The 16,434-nt window shown below is 60.4% G+C and carries 18 protein-coding genes; 12 read left to right on the top strand and 6 right to left on the bottom strand.

All coding sequences use genetic code 11. The features are described from left to right. Positions 1–69 precede the first annotated feature (69 nt). Both abaF and AC3IUE_RS13675 read left to right on the top strand, forming a co-directional pair. Positions 70–1,467: a fosfomycin efflux MFS transporter AbaF gene (gene abaF, locus AC3IUE_RS13680; protein WP_489268070.1), complete on the top strand. Its 1,398-nt coding sequence runs from the start codon at positions 70–72 to the stop codon at positions 1,465–1,467. A gap of 204 nt (positions 1,468–1,671) precedes the next feature. Continuing rightward, on the top strand, positions 1,672–3,252 hold the full coding sequence (locus AC3IUE_RS13675) for an aldehyde dehydrogenase (NADP(+)) (protein WP_489268068.1): 1,581 nt from the start codon (positions 1,672–1,674) through the stop codon (positions 3,250–3,252). Between the two features lie 139 nt (positions 3,253–3,391). Here the strand turns inward: AC3IUE_RS13675 and AC3IUE_RS13670 are convergent, their stop codons facing one another. Then, positions 3,392–4,399, bottom strand: coding sequence for an Ldh family oxidoreductase (locus AC3IUE_RS13670; RefSeq protein ID WP_489268821.1), 1,008 nt, complete (start codon positions 4,397–4,399; stop codon positions 3,392–3,394). Between the two features lie 234 nt (positions 4,400–4,633). Between AC3IUE_RS13670 and AC3IUE_RS13665 the strand changes: the two genes are divergently transcribed. From AC3IUE_RS13665 to AC3IUE_RS13650, 4 genes are all read left to right on the top strand, one after another. After that, on the top strand, positions 4,634–5,074 hold the full coding sequence (locus AC3IUE_RS13665; protein WP_415768568.1) for an Ohr family peroxiredoxin: 441 nt from the start codon (positions 4,634–4,636) through the stop codon (positions 5,072–5,074). Between the two features lie 76 nt (positions 5,075–5,150). After that, positions 5,151–5,603: an Ohr family peroxiredoxin gene (locus AC3IUE_RS13660; RefSeq protein WP_489268065.1), complete on the top strand. Its 453-nt coding sequence runs from the start codon at positions 5,151–5,153 to the stop codon at positions 5,601–5,603. Positions 5,604–5,710: 107 nt separating this feature from the next. Next, positions 5,711–6,151, top strand: a complete 441-nt coding sequence (locus AC3IUE_RS13655; RefSeq protein ID WP_489268063.1) for an Ohr family peroxiredoxin — start codon at positions 5,711–5,713, stop codon at positions 6,149–6,151. 133 nt (positions 6,152–6,284) lie between these two features. Then, complete coding sequence (locus AC3IUE_RS13650) at positions 6,285–6,746, top strand: MarR family winged helix-turn-helix transcriptional regulator (RefSeq protein ID WP_056745307.1); 462 nt, start codon at positions 6,285–6,287, stop codon at positions 6,744–6,746. Between the two features lie 37 nt (positions 6,747–6,783). Here the strand turns inward: AC3IUE_RS13650 and ptrR are convergent, their stop codons facing one another. Beyond that, on the bottom strand, positions 6,784–7,668 hold the full coding sequence (gene ptrR, locus AC3IUE_RS13645; RefSeq protein ID WP_489268061.1) for a putrescine utilization regulator PtrR: 885 nt from the start codon (positions 7,666–7,668) through the stop codon (positions 6,784–6,786). Between the two features lie 100 nt (positions 7,669–7,768). Here ptrR and AC3IUE_RS13640 point away from each other — a divergent pair, with 100 nt between their 5' ends. Then, positions 7,769–9,160: an aldehyde dehydrogenase family protein gene (locus tag AC3IUE_RS13640; RefSeq protein ID WP_489268058.1), complete on the top strand. Its 1,392-nt coding sequence runs from the start codon at positions 7,769–7,771 to the stop codon at positions 9,158–9,160. Positions 9,161–9,204: 44 nt separating this feature from the next. On the opposite strand, the gene AC3IUE_RS13635 is transcribed toward AC3IUE_RS13640, so the two are convergent. Then, positions 9,205–9,576 carry a nuclear transport factor 2 family protein gene (locus tag AC3IUE_RS13635; RefSeq protein WP_056745311.1) on the bottom strand — a complete coding sequence of 124 codons (372 nt, stop codon included), beginning with the start codon at positions 9,574–9,576 and terminating at the stop codon, positions 9,205–9,207. 148 nt (positions 9,577–9,724) lie between these two features. Between AC3IUE_RS13635 and AC3IUE_RS13630 the strand changes: the two genes are divergently transcribed. After that, complete coding sequence (locus tag AC3IUE_RS13630; protein ID WP_489268056.1) at positions 9,725–10,405, top strand: glutathione S-transferase family protein; 681 nt, start codon at positions 9,725–9,727, stop codon at positions 10,403–10,405. Between the two features lie 18 nt (positions 10,406–10,423). Here AC3IUE_RS13630 and AC3IUE_RS13625 read toward each other — a convergent pair whose 3' ends face one another. Next, a complete protein-coding gene (locus AC3IUE_RS13625) occupies positions 10,424–11,368 on the bottom strand; it encodes an aldo/keto reductase (RefSeq protein ID WP_489268054.1) in 945 nt (314 codons plus the stop codon). Positions 11,369–11,776: 408 nt separating this feature from the next. On the opposite strand from AC3IUE_RS13625, the gene AC3IUE_RS13620 reads away from it, so the two are divergent. Beyond that, entirely contained in the window at positions 11,777–12,565 is a 789-nt protein-coding gene (locus AC3IUE_RS13620) for an alpha/beta hydrolase (protein ID WP_489268052.1), read from the top strand. 16 nt (positions 12,566–12,581) lie between these two features. On the opposite strand, the gene AC3IUE_RS13615 is transcribed toward AC3IUE_RS13620, so the two are convergent. Further along, entirely contained in the window at positions 12,582–12,902 is a 321-nt protein-coding gene (locus AC3IUE_RS13615) for a DMT family transporter (protein WP_489268050.1), read from the bottom strand. A gap of 83 nt (positions 12,903–12,985) precedes the next feature. Continuing rightward, positions 12,986–13,441: a carboxymuconolactone decarboxylase family protein gene (locus AC3IUE_RS13610; protein ID WP_489268048.1), complete on the bottom strand. Its 456-nt coding sequence runs from the start codon at positions 13,439–13,441 to the stop codon at positions 12,986–12,988. 194 nt (positions 13,442–13,635) lie between these two features. On the opposite strand from AC3IUE_RS13610, the gene AC3IUE_RS13605 reads away from it, so the two are divergent. The 3 genes from AC3IUE_RS13605 (at position 13,636) to AC3IUE_RS13595 (ending at position 16,432) form a co-directional block, all read left to right on the top strand. Then, complete coding sequence (locus AC3IUE_RS13605) at positions 13,636–14,265, top strand: FMN-dependent NADH-azoreductase (RefSeq protein ID WP_489268046.1); 630 nt, start codon at positions 13,636–13,638, stop codon at positions 14,263–14,265. A gap of 27 nt (positions 14,266–14,292) precedes the next feature. Next, entirely contained in the window at positions 14,293–15,711 is a 1,419-nt protein-coding gene (gene pdxR, locus AC3IUE_RS13600) for a MocR-like pyridoxine biosynthesis transcription factor PdxR (RefSeq protein WP_489268044.1), read from the top strand. A 121-nt stretch (positions 15,712–15,832) separates the two neighbouring features. Beyond that, complete coding sequence (locus AC3IUE_RS13595) at positions 15,833–16,432, top strand: LOG family protein (protein WP_489268042.1); 600 nt, start codon at positions 15,833–15,835, stop codon at positions 16,430–16,432. Positions 16,433–16,434 lie beyond the last annotated feature (2 nt).

Raw genomic sequence — 16,434 nt, 5'->3', positions numbered from 1 at the left:
TTGCCGGGCGGGTCCCTTGCGGACCCGGCCCGGCTGCCTGTTTTTTGCGCCTCTACAGGAAACGTCAGCATGCCCAATCCTCACAGCACCGCCCGCGCGACCTCACCTTCGGGACTCAAGCGTGTCGTGGCCGCCGCCATGGCCGGCACCGTCGCCGAATGGTATGAATTTTTCCTCTACGGCACCGCTTCGGCACTGGTCTTCGGCCAGCTGTTTTTTCGCCAGACCGACAGCCCGATCGATGGCATCCTCGCCGCCTTCGCCCTGTATGCCGTCGGCTTCCTCGCCCGCCCATTGGGTGGTTTGGTGTTCGGTCACTACGGTGACAAGTTCGGCCGCAAACGCCTGCTGCAATTGAGCCTGGTGGTGGTCGGTATCACCACGTTCCTGATGGGTTGCCTGCCCGGTTTCGACCAGATCGGCTACGCCGCGCCAGTGTTACTGGTGCTGCTGCGGCTGATCCAGGGTTTCGCCTTCGGTGGTGAATGGGGCGGTGCGATTCTGCTGGTGTCCGAACACTGCCCGGACAATCGCCGAGGCTTCTGGGCCAGCTGGCCGCAAGCCGGTGTGCCGGCCGGTAACCTGGTGGCGACCGTCGCGTTGCTGCTGTTGTCGTCGAACCTGTCGGAGGAGCAATTCCTCGCGTGGGGCTGGCGTGTAGCGTTCTGGTTCTCGGCGGTGGTGGTGCTAATCGGCTACTGGATTCGCACCAGCGTCGATGACGCGCCAATCTTCAAGGAAGCCCAGGCCCGTCAGGCACAAAACAAGCAACAGCAATTGGGCGTGGTCGAAGTGCTGCGTCATCACTGGCGTGCGGTGCTGGTCGGTATCGGTGCGCGGTTTGCCGAGAACATCCTTTACTACACCGTCGTGACCTTTTCGATTACCTACCTGAAACTGGTGGTGCACAAGGACACTTCAGAGATTCTGTTTCTGATGTTCGGCGCGCACCTGCTGCATTTCTTCATGATCCCGCTGATGGGTTATCTGTCCGACCTGGTCGGGCGTAAACCGGTGTACCTGACCGGCGCGATCCTCACCGCGTTCTGGGGTTTCATCGGCTTCCCGATGATGGACACCGGCAACAACTGGCTGATCATCGGGGCTATCACCCTGGGCCTGGCGATCGAGTCGATGACCTACGCACCCTACTCGGCGCTGATGGCCGAAATGTTCCCGACCCACGTGCGCTACACCGCGTTGTCCCTGTGCTACCAGGTGGCACCGATCTTCGCCGGCTCGTTGGCGCCGCTGATTGCCCTCACCCTGCTCAACAAGTACCACAGCTCGACACCGATCGCCTGGTACCTGGTCGGCGCCGCGCTGATCTCCATCGTCGCCGTCGGTTTGACCCGGGAAACCCGTGGCAAGTCGCTGCACCTGGTGGATAGCGAATCCGCTGCGCGGATCGCTGCCCTGGACAGCGCCGAACCCGCCAGCGCACGTCGGGGTGATTCTCTGGCTTGACCTCAATACGCAACCTGTAGCAGCTGCCGCAGGCTGCGTTCGGGCGCGTAGCGGTCGTCAATACTGGCGACACGGTGTGACTGTGACACCGCGTTGCATGGTTTTACGACGGCTTCGCCGTCGAACGCAGCCTTCGGCAGCTGCTACAGGTCATGCGCTGCACCTGGCAACGTATTTGGCTTCACATTCCGACAGGAGTTTTTCATGCCCCAAATCATCGGCCACAACTACATCGGCGGTGCGCGCAGTGCCGCTGGCAACATCACCGTGCAAAGCCATGACGCCAGCACCGGCGAAACGCTGCCCTACTCGTTCACGCAAGCCACTATTGAGGAAGTCGACGCCGCCGCCCAGGCCGCAGCAGCCGCTTACCCGGCCTTTCGCAACTTGCCGGCGAGCCGCCGCGCAGAGTTTCTCGAGGCCATCGCCGCGCAACTGGATGCGCTGGGCGATGAGTTCGTTGCCCTGGTCACCCGCGAGAGCGCGCTGCCGACCGGGCGTATTCAAGGTGAACGCGGCCGCACTAGCGGTCAGATGCGCCTGTTCGCTCAGGTCCTGCGCCGTGGCGATTTCTATGACGCGCGCATCGACCGAGCCTTGCCCGAGCGTCAGCCGCTGCCACGGGTGGATCTGCGTCAGTACCGGATCGGCGTCGGCCCGGTCGCGGTGTTCGGTGCGAGCAATTTCCCGTTGGCATTCTCCACCGCCGGTGGCGACACCGCTGCCGCCCTGGCCGCCGGTTGCCCGGTGGTGTTCAAGGCCCACAGCGGGCATATGGCGACTGCCGAACTCGTGGCCAATGCGATCCTCCGCGCCGCTGAGCAAACCGGCATGCCCAAGGGTGTGTTCAACATGATCTACGGCGCGGGCGTCGGCGAAGCACTGGTCAAACATCCGGCGATCCAGGCGGTCGGCTTCACCGGTTCGCTCAAGGGTGGTCGCGCCCTCTGCGACATGGCCGCCGCACGGCCACAACCGATTCCGGTGTTTGCCGAAATGAGCAGCATCAATCCGGTGCTGGTACTGCCCGAAGCCTTGCAACTGAGGGGCGAGAAAATCGCCAGCGAACTTGCCGCGTCAGTGGTGCTCGGCTGCGGCCAGTTCTGCACCAACCCCGGATTGGTGATCGGCATTCGCTCCCCCGAGTTCAGCGCATTTATTGAATCGCTCAGTGCGATCATGGCCGACCAGCCGGGGCAAACCATGCTCAACGCCGGCACGTTAACCAGCTACGCCAAGGGCGTGCAGGCGCTGCACGCGCATCCGCACATCAGCCACTTGGCTGGCCGCGAACAACAGGGCAAGCAGGCCCAGCCGCAGCTGTTCAAGGCCGTCGTCAGCCTGCTGCTCAATGGCGACCCGCTGTTGCAGGAAGAAGTTTTCGGCCCGACTACCGTGTTGGTGGAAGTAGCCAATAAGGCTGAACTGCAACGAGCATTGCAGAGCTTGCACGGTCAACTCACGGCCACCCTGATTGCCGAAGCCGGTGATCTGCAAACCCATAGCGAACTGCTGCCGCTGCTCGAACAGAAAGTCGGTCGGGTACTGTTCAACGGCTATCCGACCGGCGTCGAAGTCTGCGATGCGATGGTGCATGGCGGGCCCTACCCGGCCACCTCCGATGCCCGTGGCACCTCGGTCGGCAGCCTGGCCATCGACCGTTTCCTGCGCCCGGTGTGCTACCAGAACTGCCCGGATGCGCTCTTGCCTGAGGCGCTGAAAAACGCTAATCCGCTGGGCATCGCCCGTCTGGTCGACGGCAACAGCCACCGCCAACCGCTGTAAAAAACACTCAAATGTGCAGCGACCTCCTGTGGGAGCGAGCTTGCTCGCGATGAGGGATTAACATTCAACACATGTGCTGAATGTCAGACCGCTATCGCGAGCAAGCTCGCTCCCACAGGGGACTGGGCTCCCCGTTTCTTCAGCCCAGCAGTGCCTTCAAGTCGCTGTACAAGGCTTCGGGAATCTGCACGCCCTCCACCAAACTGCGTGCTCGCGCCTCGTAACGCCGTTGCGACGGCAAGCGTGCGCCCTGCCCTTGTATGCTCTGGAACATGACTTCGGCACGGGCCAGGTGCTGCTCGGTGGCCTCGCCGAGAAAGCGTCGCGGATCGAGGGCGATGATCAGCTCGCCGTGGTACGGCGACGACTTGCTGCCTGCGTCGTACGCCAGCGATTCGGCACTGGTCAGGTCACCAATCAACGGCCCGGCGATCAACTCCACCATGGCGGCCAGCGCCGAGCCCTTGTGCCCGCCGAACGTCAGCATCGCGCCGGCATCGAGCACCACGTTCGCATCGGTACTCGGTCGCCCGTCTGCATCGACGCCCCAGCCTTCGGGGATCGCTTTGCCGGCGCGTCGATGCAACTCGATCTCGCCACGGGCAATCGCACTGGTGGCGAAGTCGAACACAAACGGATCCTTGCCCGAACGCGGCCAGCCGAATGCGATGGGATTGGTGCCGAACACCGGCTGACTGCCTCCCGCCGGCGCGACCCAGGCATGGCTGGGATTACACGCCAGCGCCACCAGGCCGGCAGCGGTCAGTTGCTCGATCTCGACCCACAGCGCGGAAAAATGCACACAGCGATTGATTGCCAGAGCCGCAATCCCGTTTGCCCGGGTTTTCTCCTCCAGTAATGGCAGACCCGCCTGAAACGCCAACTGGGAAAAACCACCCGCCGCATCGACCCGCACGATCGAAGGTGCCTGGTCGATCACCCGTGGCTCGGCATCGGCCACCACCTTGCCGGCCCTGAGCGAATTTACGCACCCCAATACCCGGTACAGACCGTGGGAGGCACAGCCATCGCGCTCGCCGGCAATTACCGTAGCGGCCACCGCCTGAGCGTGGGCAAGGTTGAAACCGTTGTGCAGCAAGATCGATTCGGCCAGCTCGCGAGCTTCGGCCAGGGACAGTCGTTTCATCATCAACTCCTTGGACAGACCGCTCAGACTGGCCCATTCCCGAAGCCACGGCTTGATCGCTTTAGGCCCGGTCGACGACGAATTCGGCATATCCCGCCAACAAACCACTCGTCGGCTGGACGCCACACCACCCCTTGACACCGATTGAGCTCTGCGCGAGTATTATTTCAATCGCATACGATACAAACGTATACGACAGACAACCCACCTATTGAAACGTTGAGGATTCATTCCATGAGCAAGATCGAAAAAGTACTGTTTACCGGCAAAACCCACACCACGTTCAGCGATGCGACCCGTGCCCACGGCAACCTCGACATCGAGCTGTCGTCGCCAGGTAACGCAAAACCGGCCCACGTGTTCGCAGCCACCCAAGCGCACCCGACCGCCGAGCAACTGTTCGCCGGTGCATGGTCGGCCTGCTACATCTCCGCCATCGAACACATAGCCAAGGCGAAAAAAGTGGTGCTGCCGGCCGATGTGTCTGTCGACATCGAGGTCGATCTGGGCCAGACCGGTCAGGCTTACTTCCTTCAGGCTCGATTCTTCGTCCGCTTGCCGGGCGTGGCACACGACGTCGCAACCGCACTGGCGCACGCCGCACACGAACTCTGCCCGTACTCGAAAGCGACGCTGGGCAACATCGACGTGGCGGTGAACGTCCTGACGGCGTGAAGATCGTTTTAATCCATTAAATATGTCGCATGCGATATAAGCGCATACGCAAACAATAGAAAATTAGGAAATCATCATGAGCAAGATCGAAAAAGTATTGGCCACCGGCAAAACCCACACCACCGTCAGCAACGCTGGCACTACCTCGCGCGGCCATGACGGCAGCCTCGACATCACCCTGTCGACGCCTGGCAACGCCAAGCCAGCCCACGTGTTCGCCGCCACCCAGCCGCACCCGACTGCCGAGCAACTGTTCGCCGGCGCATGGTCGGCCTGCTACACCGCCGCCGTCGGCCTGGTGGCCGGTGAGATGAATGTGGTGCTGCCGTCGGATCTGTCCGTCGACATCGAAGTCGATCTGGGTCAGACCGGTGCGGCCTACTTCCTTCAGGCTCGATTGACCCTGCGTGTGCCGGGTTTGTCCCACGACATCGCGACGACACTGGCGCACACCGCCGATCAAATCTGCCCGTACTCGAAAGCGACGCGGGGTAACATTGACGTGGCCCTGAACGTCCTCACGGCTTGACGCACCGCGCGGCGTTGCTATCGATCGGCATAGTCGATACGCCATATATCGTATGCGCTTTAAGCGCATACGAATCACAAACCCAACAAAACGTTGAGGACTCAACCATGAACAAGATCGAAAAAGTCCTGGCCACAGGCAAAACCCACACAACGTTCAGCGACGGTGACAACTCTTCCCGCGGCCTCTCCATCCAGCTCTCGTCGCCTGGAAACCCTAGACTGGCACACGAGTTCGCAGCCATCGTGCCGCACCCAACGGCAGAGCAGTTTTTCGCCGGCGCATGGTCGGCCTGCTACACCGCTGCCGTCGAGCTGGCGGCGAAAAATATGAAGGTGACGCTGCCGCCCAATCTGGCCATTGATATTGAGGTCGATCTGGGCCAGACCGGTCCGGCCTACTTCCTCCAGGCCCGGCTGACTCTTCGCGTGCCAGGCTTGACGCAAGACGTCGCAACGGAGCTGGCGCACGCCGCAGACCAAATCTGCCCGTACTCGAAGGCGACGCGAGGCAATATCGACGTGGTCATCACCGCCCTGACAGCGTGATGCACCGTACGACCGGTTCGACTTTCGCCGTCGAACCGGTCGCCACCGTCAGTTAGAGTCGTTCCGACACAATCGCATACGAGGTATATTTCGTTTTTTGCGAGCCATCCGTCTTTGGCCAACGAGGATGCACATGAAACCCACCGACAACGCCGTCCCCGCCGACCTGAAGCTCTCCGACTTTCTGTGTTTTGCGGTCTATTCCACCAACCTGGCCTTCGGCAAGGCTTACAAGCCGATACTCGAGCAGCTTGGGCTGACCTATACGCAATACATCACCATCGTCGCGCTGTGGGAGGAAGACAATCAGACCGTCGGCAGCCTGGGCGAGAAGCTGTTTCTCGAATCGAACACACTGACCCCGATCCTGAAAAAATTGGAAGCGATGGGCTTTTTGCAAAGGCAGCGCGATCCCGAGGACGAGCGCCAGGTGCGGATCAGCCTGACGAAGAACGGTCGACAGCTGCGCGAAAGCCAACCGGAAATGGGCCTCGCCGACGCAACGGGCCTGACGCCCGACGAGTTCACGATCCTGCAAAAAGCGGTCGTGAAACTGCGCAACAATCTCATCAAGTCGACGAAAGCCGGGGAATGAGCCGGCACACCGATCTGGACATTCTCAAGCGCGCGAACTAGCGCGCCACTTCATCCCGCACCACCCCGCGCTCCTCAAGCAAGCGCACAAACATGGTCAGACTTTGCGACACCGTTCCCCGGCGCCACACCAGCCAGGTGCGCAAATAGCGGAACGATTCCGATAACGGCCAGACGCTCACGGTGGTGCATCCGGGCATGCTGTTGAGCATGCTGCGGGGCATCAGCGCCAAGCCTGCACCGGCGCTGACGCACGCCAGCATGCCGTGATAGGACTCCATTTCGAAAATCTTGCCGGGCACCGCCGCGTCCTTGGCGAACCAGCTTTCGAAGTGGTGGCGGTAGGAGCAATTGGAGCGGAAGGCATAGATATTTTCGCCATTAACATCCCGCGCACGCTGGATGGGGGAATGGTTGAGCGGTGCGATCACCACCATTTCTTCCTCAAACGCCGGCACGCCTTCCAAGGCCGGGTGCAGCACCGGTCCATCGACAAACGCTGCCGCCAGTCGGCCAGACAACACCCCATCGATCATGGTCCCCGAAGGTCCGGTGGACAGGTCCAGCTCGACCTTGGCGTGCTTCTGGTTATACGCGGCCAACAGCTCAGGGATGCGCACCGCAGCGGTGCTCTCCAGCGACCCAAGGGGAAACGATCCCTGCGGTTCTTCGCCCGCCACGGTGGCGCGAGCCTCCTGGACCAGGTCGAGAATGCGCCGGGCATAATCGAGGAAACTCCAGCCGGCCGGCGACAGGCGCAGGCGGCTCTTCTCGCGGATAAACAGGTCCACGCCCAGATCCAGCTCCAGCTGCTTGATCCGCGTCGTCAGGTTCGACGGCACCCGGTGGATGTGCTGAGCCGCCGCGCTGATGCTGCCGTGTTCGGCGACGGCTTTGAAAATTTCCAGCTGAACCAGATCCAAGGCATTCTCCAAACGTGAACGATATGCTCAGTATTATTCAGTTTCCAGAAAATAAACGCCACCGTAACCTGAGCGCATCCCCACCTAGCAGGACGGTGCCATGACTCAAGTTTCCAGCCTCACCCATGCCATTTCGATCAACCCCGCCAACGGTGAGCAGATCGGCCACTACCCTTTCGAATCCGCATCGGCACTGGACGCCGCCCTGTCCCGCGCTGCTGCCGGGTTCCGCGCCTGGCGCAGCAAACCGGTTGATCAACGTTCGCAGTTGTTGATCGCCCTGGCTCAGGCATTGCGCAACAACGCCGCAGCGATGGCGAACATGATCACCCTGGAAATGGGTAAGCCGATCACTCAGGCGCGCGGCGAAATCGAAAAGTGCGCGCAACTCTGCGAGTGGTACGCCGAACACGGCCCGGCGATGCTGAGCGCTGAGCCGACGCTGGTTGAAGGTGGAAAAGCGCGCATTGAATACCGCCCGATTGGCCCGATTCTCGCGGTAATGCCGTGGAACTTCCCGATCTGGCAGGTCCTGCGCGGCGCGGTCCCAACATTGATCGCCGGCAACACCTACGTCCTCAAACATGCGCCCAACGTGATGGGCAGCGCTTATCTGTTGCGGGAGGCCTTCAAGCAAGCCGACTTCCCTGAAGGCGTGTTCGAGGTCATCAACGTCACGCCGGACGGCGTCTCCACCGCAATCGCCGATCCCCGCATCGCGGCAGTCACCCTCACCGGTAGCGTGCGAGCCGGCATGGCTATCGGCGCTCAAGCCGGTGCGGCCTTGAAGAAGTGTGTACTGGAACTGGGCGGCTCCGATCCGTTCATCGTCCTCAACGATGCCGACCTCGACGAAGCGGTCAAAGCCGCCGTGATTGGCCGCTACCAGAACACCGGGCAAGTTTGCGCGGCGGCCAAACGCTTGATCGTCGAGCAAGGCATCGTCGAGGAATTCACGCGCAAGTTCGTCGAAGCCACGCAAAAACTGGTGGTCGGCGATCCACTGGCCGCCGACACTTACATCGGGCCGATGGCTCGCTTTGATCTGCGTGATGAACTGGATCAACAGGTGCGCGACACCCTGGAAGAAGGTGCGACGTTGTTGATGGGCGGCAAGAAGGCTGAAGGCCCCGGCAACTTTTACGAGCCCACGGTCTTCGGTGATGTCACCGACCAGATGACCTCGTTCAAACAGGAACTGTTTGGCCCGGTGGCCTCGATCATCACGGCGCGCGATGCAGCGCATGCGCTGGCACTGGCGAATGACAGTGAGTTCGGCCTCGCCGCCACCATTTACACACGCAACGTCGAGCTTGCCGAGCAGATGGCCGGTGAACTGGAAACCGGTGGTGTGTTTATCAATGGCTACTGCGCCTCCGACCCACGCGTCACCTTCGGCGGCGTGAAGAAAAGCGGGTTTGGCCGTGAACTCTCGCATTTCGGTGTGCGTGAATTCTGCAATGCCCAGACGGTGTGGCTGGATCGGCACTGATCGAAGCACGATGCCTGGGAGCCGTTGGCTCCCAGGCTCACGCGCTATTCGTTCAGGTAATACAGCTTGTTCACAATCATCCAGCGGTAATTGATGTTCAGTAGCGACAGATAATCGGTAAATCGCATGCCGAGATAGTCATCAGTGACTTTTACCGCGGCGGCATCGCCCGTGACATCGATGCTGAGCACTTCCCAAAACGGTTTGACCTCTTTGGCTGCCGGCCCCTCGGCCTTGATCGCGCTGATAAATTCCTCCAGGGATGCCCATTCAAGCTTTTCTTCGTAATGGCCTATGATGCGGCAAGAAGGATGAAAGGCCTGTCGCAGCAAGGCTTCATCAGCGAACACCATGCCTTCTACATAATTGCGGACCACCACGTTGATGTGTTCTTTAGCCAGCAGTTGAGTCGTCATGTCATACCTCCAGCGTTCTCACCATCGCACCGCCGGATCAGGTTGTTCGATCATCCATCCCACCCTGAAAGTCTAGCACCGCGCGCTTAACAGTCCCGGACGGGCGACTATGATGATGGGGGTCACCTGCCTTTCGAGGAGCTGAGAGATGTCGCTGACTCTTTACTACCATCCACTGTCGTCGTTCTGCCACAAAGTGCTTATCGCGCTCTACGAAAACGCTACCGAATTCGAGAAGCGGATCATCGATCTCGCCAACGATGCAGACAGAGCAGAGCTGCAAGCACTATGGCCGCTCGGCAAGTTCCCGGTCATCCGCGACCACGCTCGCCAGCGCAACGTGGCAGAGACCACGATCATCATCGAGTACCTGGATCGATTTTATCCGGGTGAACATCCCCTCGTTCCGAACGATTGGGACACCGCACTTGAGGTCCGTCTGTGGGACCGTGTCTGCGACCACTATCTCCAGACGCCGCTGCAACAGATTGTGTTTGATCGCCTGCGCGACGCTCACGGCGATTTGACCCGAGAACGTTGCACACTACAGACGGCGTACGGCATGTTCGACCACCAGATGGCGTCCAGAATCTGGCTCGCCAGTGCAGATTTCAGCCTGGCCGATTGCGCCGCGGCCCCGGCACTTTTCTATGCCAGTACGCTCGAGCCGTTCCCCGACGACTACGGTCACTTGAAAGCCTATTTCGACAGGCTGATGAACAGGCCGTCCGTCCAGCGGGTCATTGACGAAGCCAGGCCCTGGTTTTCGTTTTATCCGTTTGCGGAAGCCATCCCGGAGCGGTTTCGCCAGACGCCGGACAACACCTGACGGGCCTCGAAAGTTCGCCTACCCCAGCACGTCGATCAACTGCTCGCGCTGCGCCCCCGTCAGCATCGGACCGAAACCTGCACCGGCATTTTCCGCCATGTAACGCGGGTTGCCGGTGCCGGGGATGACGCAGGTCACCGCCGAATGCGTCAGCAGGAACTTCAGCGCCAGTTGCGCCCAGCTATTGACCCTCACATCCGCGGCCCAGCGCGGTAACGGTTTGTCCTTCAAGCGGGCGAGCAAATCACCGCCGCCGAATGGCCGATTGCAGATCACCGCCACGCCTCGCTCGCGACACAGCGGCAGGATGCGTTTCTCGACGCCTCGATCGTCCAGGGCGTAGTTGATCTGCAAAAAGTCCAACGGCTCAGCCTTGAGTACCGCTTCCACCTCGTCATACGCCGACGCCGTGTAATGGGTGATGCCGATGTAACGAATGCGCCCTTCTTCCTTCCATTTGCGCAGCGTAGGCAAATGGGTTTTCCAGTCCAGCAGGTTGTGAATCTGTATCAGGTCGATCCGGTCGGTTTGCAGCAGTTTGAAGGACTGTTCCATCTGCGCGATGCCTTCTTCGCGGCCACGGGTCCACACCTTGGTGGCCAGAAAGGCCGGCGAGCGCGGCTCATGAATCGACAGCAGTTCACCGGTCGTCTGTTCGGCGCGACCGTACATCGGCGAACTGTCGATCACCTTCCCGCCCTTCTCGAACAACGCGCGCAGCACCGCAGGCAGTTGCTTGTAGGCGGGGCTTGAAGGCTCGACATCAAACCCGCGATACGTGCCCAGCCCAACGATCGGTAGTAGTTCGGCGCTGGAAGGAATGGCCCGGGTCAGCATGTTCTTGCCTCCTGTTTCGCTCGACGGCGTGGATGCTGCAAATGCCGGATCGAAGATGAAAACCGCCGAAGCACCGGCAGCCAGCGTGAGTATTTTTCGACGCGTGTACCCATCAGTGTGGCTCATGGAATTGCCCTTCCACATTTTTGCTGTCAGCCACGGTCCACCGCACTTCTCGCGTCGGACGCACGAGGCTGGCCACATCAGCATAGCTACCGGCGACACAAGCACCGCAATCTCCACCAGCACGCAGAAATGGAAGGCGCAGAACCTGTGGGAGCGAGCTTGCTCGCGATGGCGGTCTTACATTCAACACATACGTTGTCTGCCAGTCCGCTATCGCGAGCAAGCTCGCTCCCACAAGGATAGCGGTGCTCAAATCCTTAGCTGATCAGCACCCCGCTGTTTCGGAAGGCAGGACGTTGAGCCATTTAACAGCGATGGGCATGGCTGCCCCTCCCGCTGCGTCGCGCTATCGGTCTACTACACTCTGACAGCGATCAAGTGATAGCCGTCTTCAGGCCAGAGCCGTCAATGCCGCCCACTAAAGTTAGCCGAATGCCACGAATCCTGGTGTCAATCGTCGTCATCATCGCCATCGTGTATCTGGCGCTGTGCGCTGCGCTGTTCGTGTTCCAGCGCGCCCTCATCTACTTCCCGCAACCCCGCGCAGTCGGCACCTCGGCAACACTGATCACGCTGTCGGTCGACGACGCGCAGGTGGTGGTGTCCGTCAGGCCGCACGAGGGGGCCAAAGCGTTGATCTATTTCGGTGGAAATGCCGAGGACGTCTCCCGGAGCCTGCCTTCGTTTTCCGCAGCCTTTGCCGATCACGCCCTCTACTTGCTGCACTACCGAGGCTACGGTGGCAGTTCCGGATCGCCCTCCGAGGAGATGATTTCGCGCGACGCGATGACCTTGTTTGACCTGGTCTACGCCACCCATCCACACATTACGGTGGTCGGTCGCAGCCTGGGCTCGGGCGTCGCCGTACGCCTCGCCAGCCAACGCCCGGCGGCGCGTCTGGTGCTGATCACGCCCTACAACAGTGTTGAAGAACTCGCCGCCCGGCAGTTCCCCATCTTCCCGGTGAAGTGGTTGCTCAAGGACACCTTTGAATCCTGGAAGTACGCCGCCCACATCACGGTGCCGACGCTGTTGATCGCGGCTGAGCACGACGAAGTGATACCCCGTTCCAGCACGGAGCGGCTCTTCACGCATTTCGCCGACGGGGTGGCATCGCTGAAGGTCATACCGGGTACAGGGCACAACTCGATATCCGAGAGTCCCGAGTACCTCAAGGTGTTGGGTGATGGTTTGTAAGTGAAAGCGCTGGTCCTCAGTTTCCGGCGACCAACCGCAGGCCAATGACACCGGCCAAAATGAGCACGATGCACACTATCCTCAGCGCCGTCGTGGCGTCGCCCAGCAGCACCATGCCCAGGATCGCGGTGCCCGCCGCACCGATACCGGTCCAGACCGCGTAGGCCGTCCCCACGGGCAGTGTTCGCAGCGAGAGTGAAAGCAGAAAGACACTCGACAAGCCAGTGGCGGCCGCCAAGAGTCCAGGGGTTAATCGCGTGAAACCGTCAGAGCCCTTCATGTAGAAGGCGAAGGCGATTTCGAGGATGCCAGCGATGCCAAGCAGTGCCCAGGCCATAGTCATAATTCCGTTGGGTGACTCGCCAAGCGTTACGGCTCGGCGAGACTGGGAGAGAGAGTTCTACTGACTGATGGGGTACTTCAAGCGTTGCCGGCAGCCGCAGGCACCGAGCGGAACGTAACGCCGAGTCGATTGAAGGCGTTCATCAATCCGATCGCATAAGTGAGATCAGCCAGTTCTTTATCGCTGAACTCGGTAGCAGCGGCTTGATAGTCCGCATCGGGAACGCCCGTTTCAGCGACGCGAGTGACCGTTTCCGCCCAACTGAGGGCGGTGCGTTCACGGGTGCTGAACACTTCACCGGCATCGCGCCACACGGGTACCAGTACAAGCTTTTCTACAGTAACGCCGAGTTTCACCAGGTCGCGGGAATGCATATCGATGCAGTAAGCACAGCCATTGATTTGCGAGACCCGAAGGTAGACAAGATCGATCAGCTCGTGTGAGAGACCGCTGTTTTGCAGGTAGACGTACACCCCGCCAAAAGCCTTGTAACCTTCGGGTGAAGCCTTGGCGTAGTCGAGACGATTGCTCATGATGAATCCTTGTAGTGGGGGGTTGAAGGACTCCATCGTGCTGCGGCTTGGCCTATTTGATAAGGTCCATGATCGGTGTTGTGTTCTAGGCCATGATGGCCCAGTGACAAACTCCATTCATGGACCTTTGTCCTGGGTCATAGGCTTCTTAGAATGATTCCCCTCAACCACGCCATTTCAGAAACGGGTGAATCATGAAAATCCTCCACGTGACTTGCAGTCCTCGCGGGCACAGTTCCGAGAGTTTGCGACTTTCTAAAAACATTATTGGGTGTTTACTCAATAACGATCCAACGGCGACTGTCATAAACCGAGTGGTGGCGGGTGACGTTCTATCGCAGGTGGATGAGCCTTACGCAACTTCCCAACAGTCGTCCGCAGACGTCTCCCAAGAAGGCTCTATCTCCCGCTCGGAAGCGCTGATTGAAGAACTGAAGAGTGCCGATGTCGTGGTGATTGGAACGCCTATGCATAACTTCACTGTACCGGCTGCACTGAAGGTCTGGATCGATCATATCGCTCGCGTTCGTCGCACATTCAATGTCGGCCCGGAAGGCAAAACCAGCCTGCTGCGGGACCGTCCCGTCTTTATCGCAGTGTCATCGGGCGGCAGATTTTCCGGGGAACACCCACGTCAGCCAGACTTTCTGACGCCGTATCTGAAAGCCGTGCTGGGCATGATCGGGCTGCATGACCTGACGTTTTTCACCGTCGAAGGAACCGCCTTCGGCCCGGAGGCAGTAGCGCAGGCCCGGAGCAAGACAGATCAGGCGCTGCACGAGTTTTTTCTAACTAATGCCGGCGGCGCTTTTGGCGCAGACTGAGCGCGAAGGCATGCACAGGCGAGGCTAATGGCCAATCAAATCAACAGTTTTTCACCTCTCGATCCCGCCTCCACGGAGCCGATTTACCGGCAAATCTACTGGCGGTTCCGCGGCGCGATCACTGACGGCGTGCTCACACCGGGAGAGCGGATACCTGCGGCCCGGGCACTGGCGAAAGAACTTGGGCTGGCCAGAGGCACCATCGATACCGCGTATTCACTCCTGACTGCCGAGGGGTACATCCAGTCGCGTGGCCAGGCCGGCACGGTCGTGGCGCCGGGGATCAACGTGCGTGCGTCCTCTGCCCCCACGGAGCGCCCCTTCGGTTCAGCGGGAAGCCCTTCCATCAGGCAAAAGGCACCGGTCCTACCCTTTCAAATGGCCCTGCCCGCGCTGGACGCCTTTCCCAGGAAAATCTGGTCGCAAATCGGCGCACGCTGCGTGCGTGCCACGCGGATCCCGGACATGGCCAATCCGTCTGTCTATGGGCTGGAATCGTTGCGCACCGCGATTGCCACCTACTTGCAGGTCGCACGGGGAATTACCTGCTCGCCCGCTCAAGTGTTCATCACCTCGGGCTACCGAAACACCCTGGCGCTGATCGCTTATGCGCTTCTCAAACCGGGAGATCGCGTGCTGGTTGAAGACCCCGGATACCTGCCCACCCGCCAGTTGCTGGAACATCTTCAGATGGACATCACCCCCGTTCCAGTCGACCAGGACGGCATGCTGGTCGCGCAAGGTGTGAACAGTTCGCCCGGCGCGCGTGCGGCGGTTGTCACCCCGGCCCATCAGAGCCCGCTGTGCGTGTCGCTGTCGCTGCCGCGACGTCTGGCGCTCCTTGAGTGGGCGAGCCAACAGCACGCCTGGATTGTCGAAGACGATTACGACGGCGAGTACCGCTACATCAGTCGGCCACTGCCCGCGCTCAAGAGCCTGGATCGTGATGGTCGGGTGCTCTACTCCGGGACCTTCAGCAAAGTGCTGTATCCCGGCATCCGGCTCGCGTACCTGGTGGTGCCGCCAGCGCAGGTCGAACGATTCGAACACGTCAGCCAGACCTTTCTCGGCGGTTGCCCGGAACTCACGCAAGCCATCGTCGCGACGTTCTTGACCGAGGGGCATTTTGCCCGCCACATCCAGCGCATGCGAAAACTCTACGGCGAACGCCGGGAGGCGACTGCGAGGGGGCTGAAGAAAGCCCTGGGCGATCACATTCGCATTGATGCGCAGCCTGGCGGCATGCACCTGATCCTTCGCCTGACGGACCAGCAATCCGATAAGTCGCTGGTCGAGCGTCTGCAACAGGCGGGGATTTATGCAGAAGCCCTGACCGACTGGAGTATCCGTGGCCAGACCGATTCTGCGCTGCTGCTCGGGTTCGCCAACATCGACTCACAGGATGCCGCCGAACAGCTTGGCAAACGCATTCTGGCGTTGATGTAAAAGCATCGGCGCTGCGCACCTGTCGAGGGTCATGGCCCACTCCATCAGCCCATTCTTGGATCTTCTTCGCAGTTCCAGGCGTGCGCATCATGGGGGCTGACCTTCCACCGGGAATAATCCGATGCCCACGCCTCCTCCACTTCGTAGCCTGGCTGTGTTCTCTGGCTCCAATTTCGGCTTCAGCCCCGAGTATGTCGACGGTGCCCAAGCCCTGGGCCGGGAAATCGCAAAACGCGGAATACGCCTGGTCTATGGCGGCACCGACAAAGGCCTGATGGGCGTCATGGCCGATGCGGTGCTCGCCGAAGGCGGTGAAGTCATTGGCATCATTACCCGCCTGCTGTTCGACCTCGGGCATCTTCATGGCGGGTTGACCCGGCATGAAGTGACGCCAGACATGCGCAGTCGAAAGACGCGCATGAGTGAATGCGCCGATGCGTTCATCGCGCTGCCTGGCGGCCTGGGGACATTTGAGGAGCTGTTTGAAGTGGCGACTCTGACGCAACTGGGCGAACACCACAAAGGCGTCGCCTGCCTGAACATCGGCGATTTTTTCAATCCGGTTCGCAGCCTGCTCAACCATGCCGTGAACGAAGGTTTCATGAAAGCCGAACACAGCGAGATGCTGATCTTCCACACCGATCCATCGACGCTGATTGATGCGCTGGAGCAGTGGCGAGCCCCCACCGTCACGAAATGGATTGGTCCCAAGGTTGTTTGAAC

Source organism: Pseudomonas sp. GL_093, from assembly GCF_057837605.1.
Note: the sequence above shows the minus strand (reverse complement) of the source record. Positions and strands in the feature narration are given on the sequence as shown.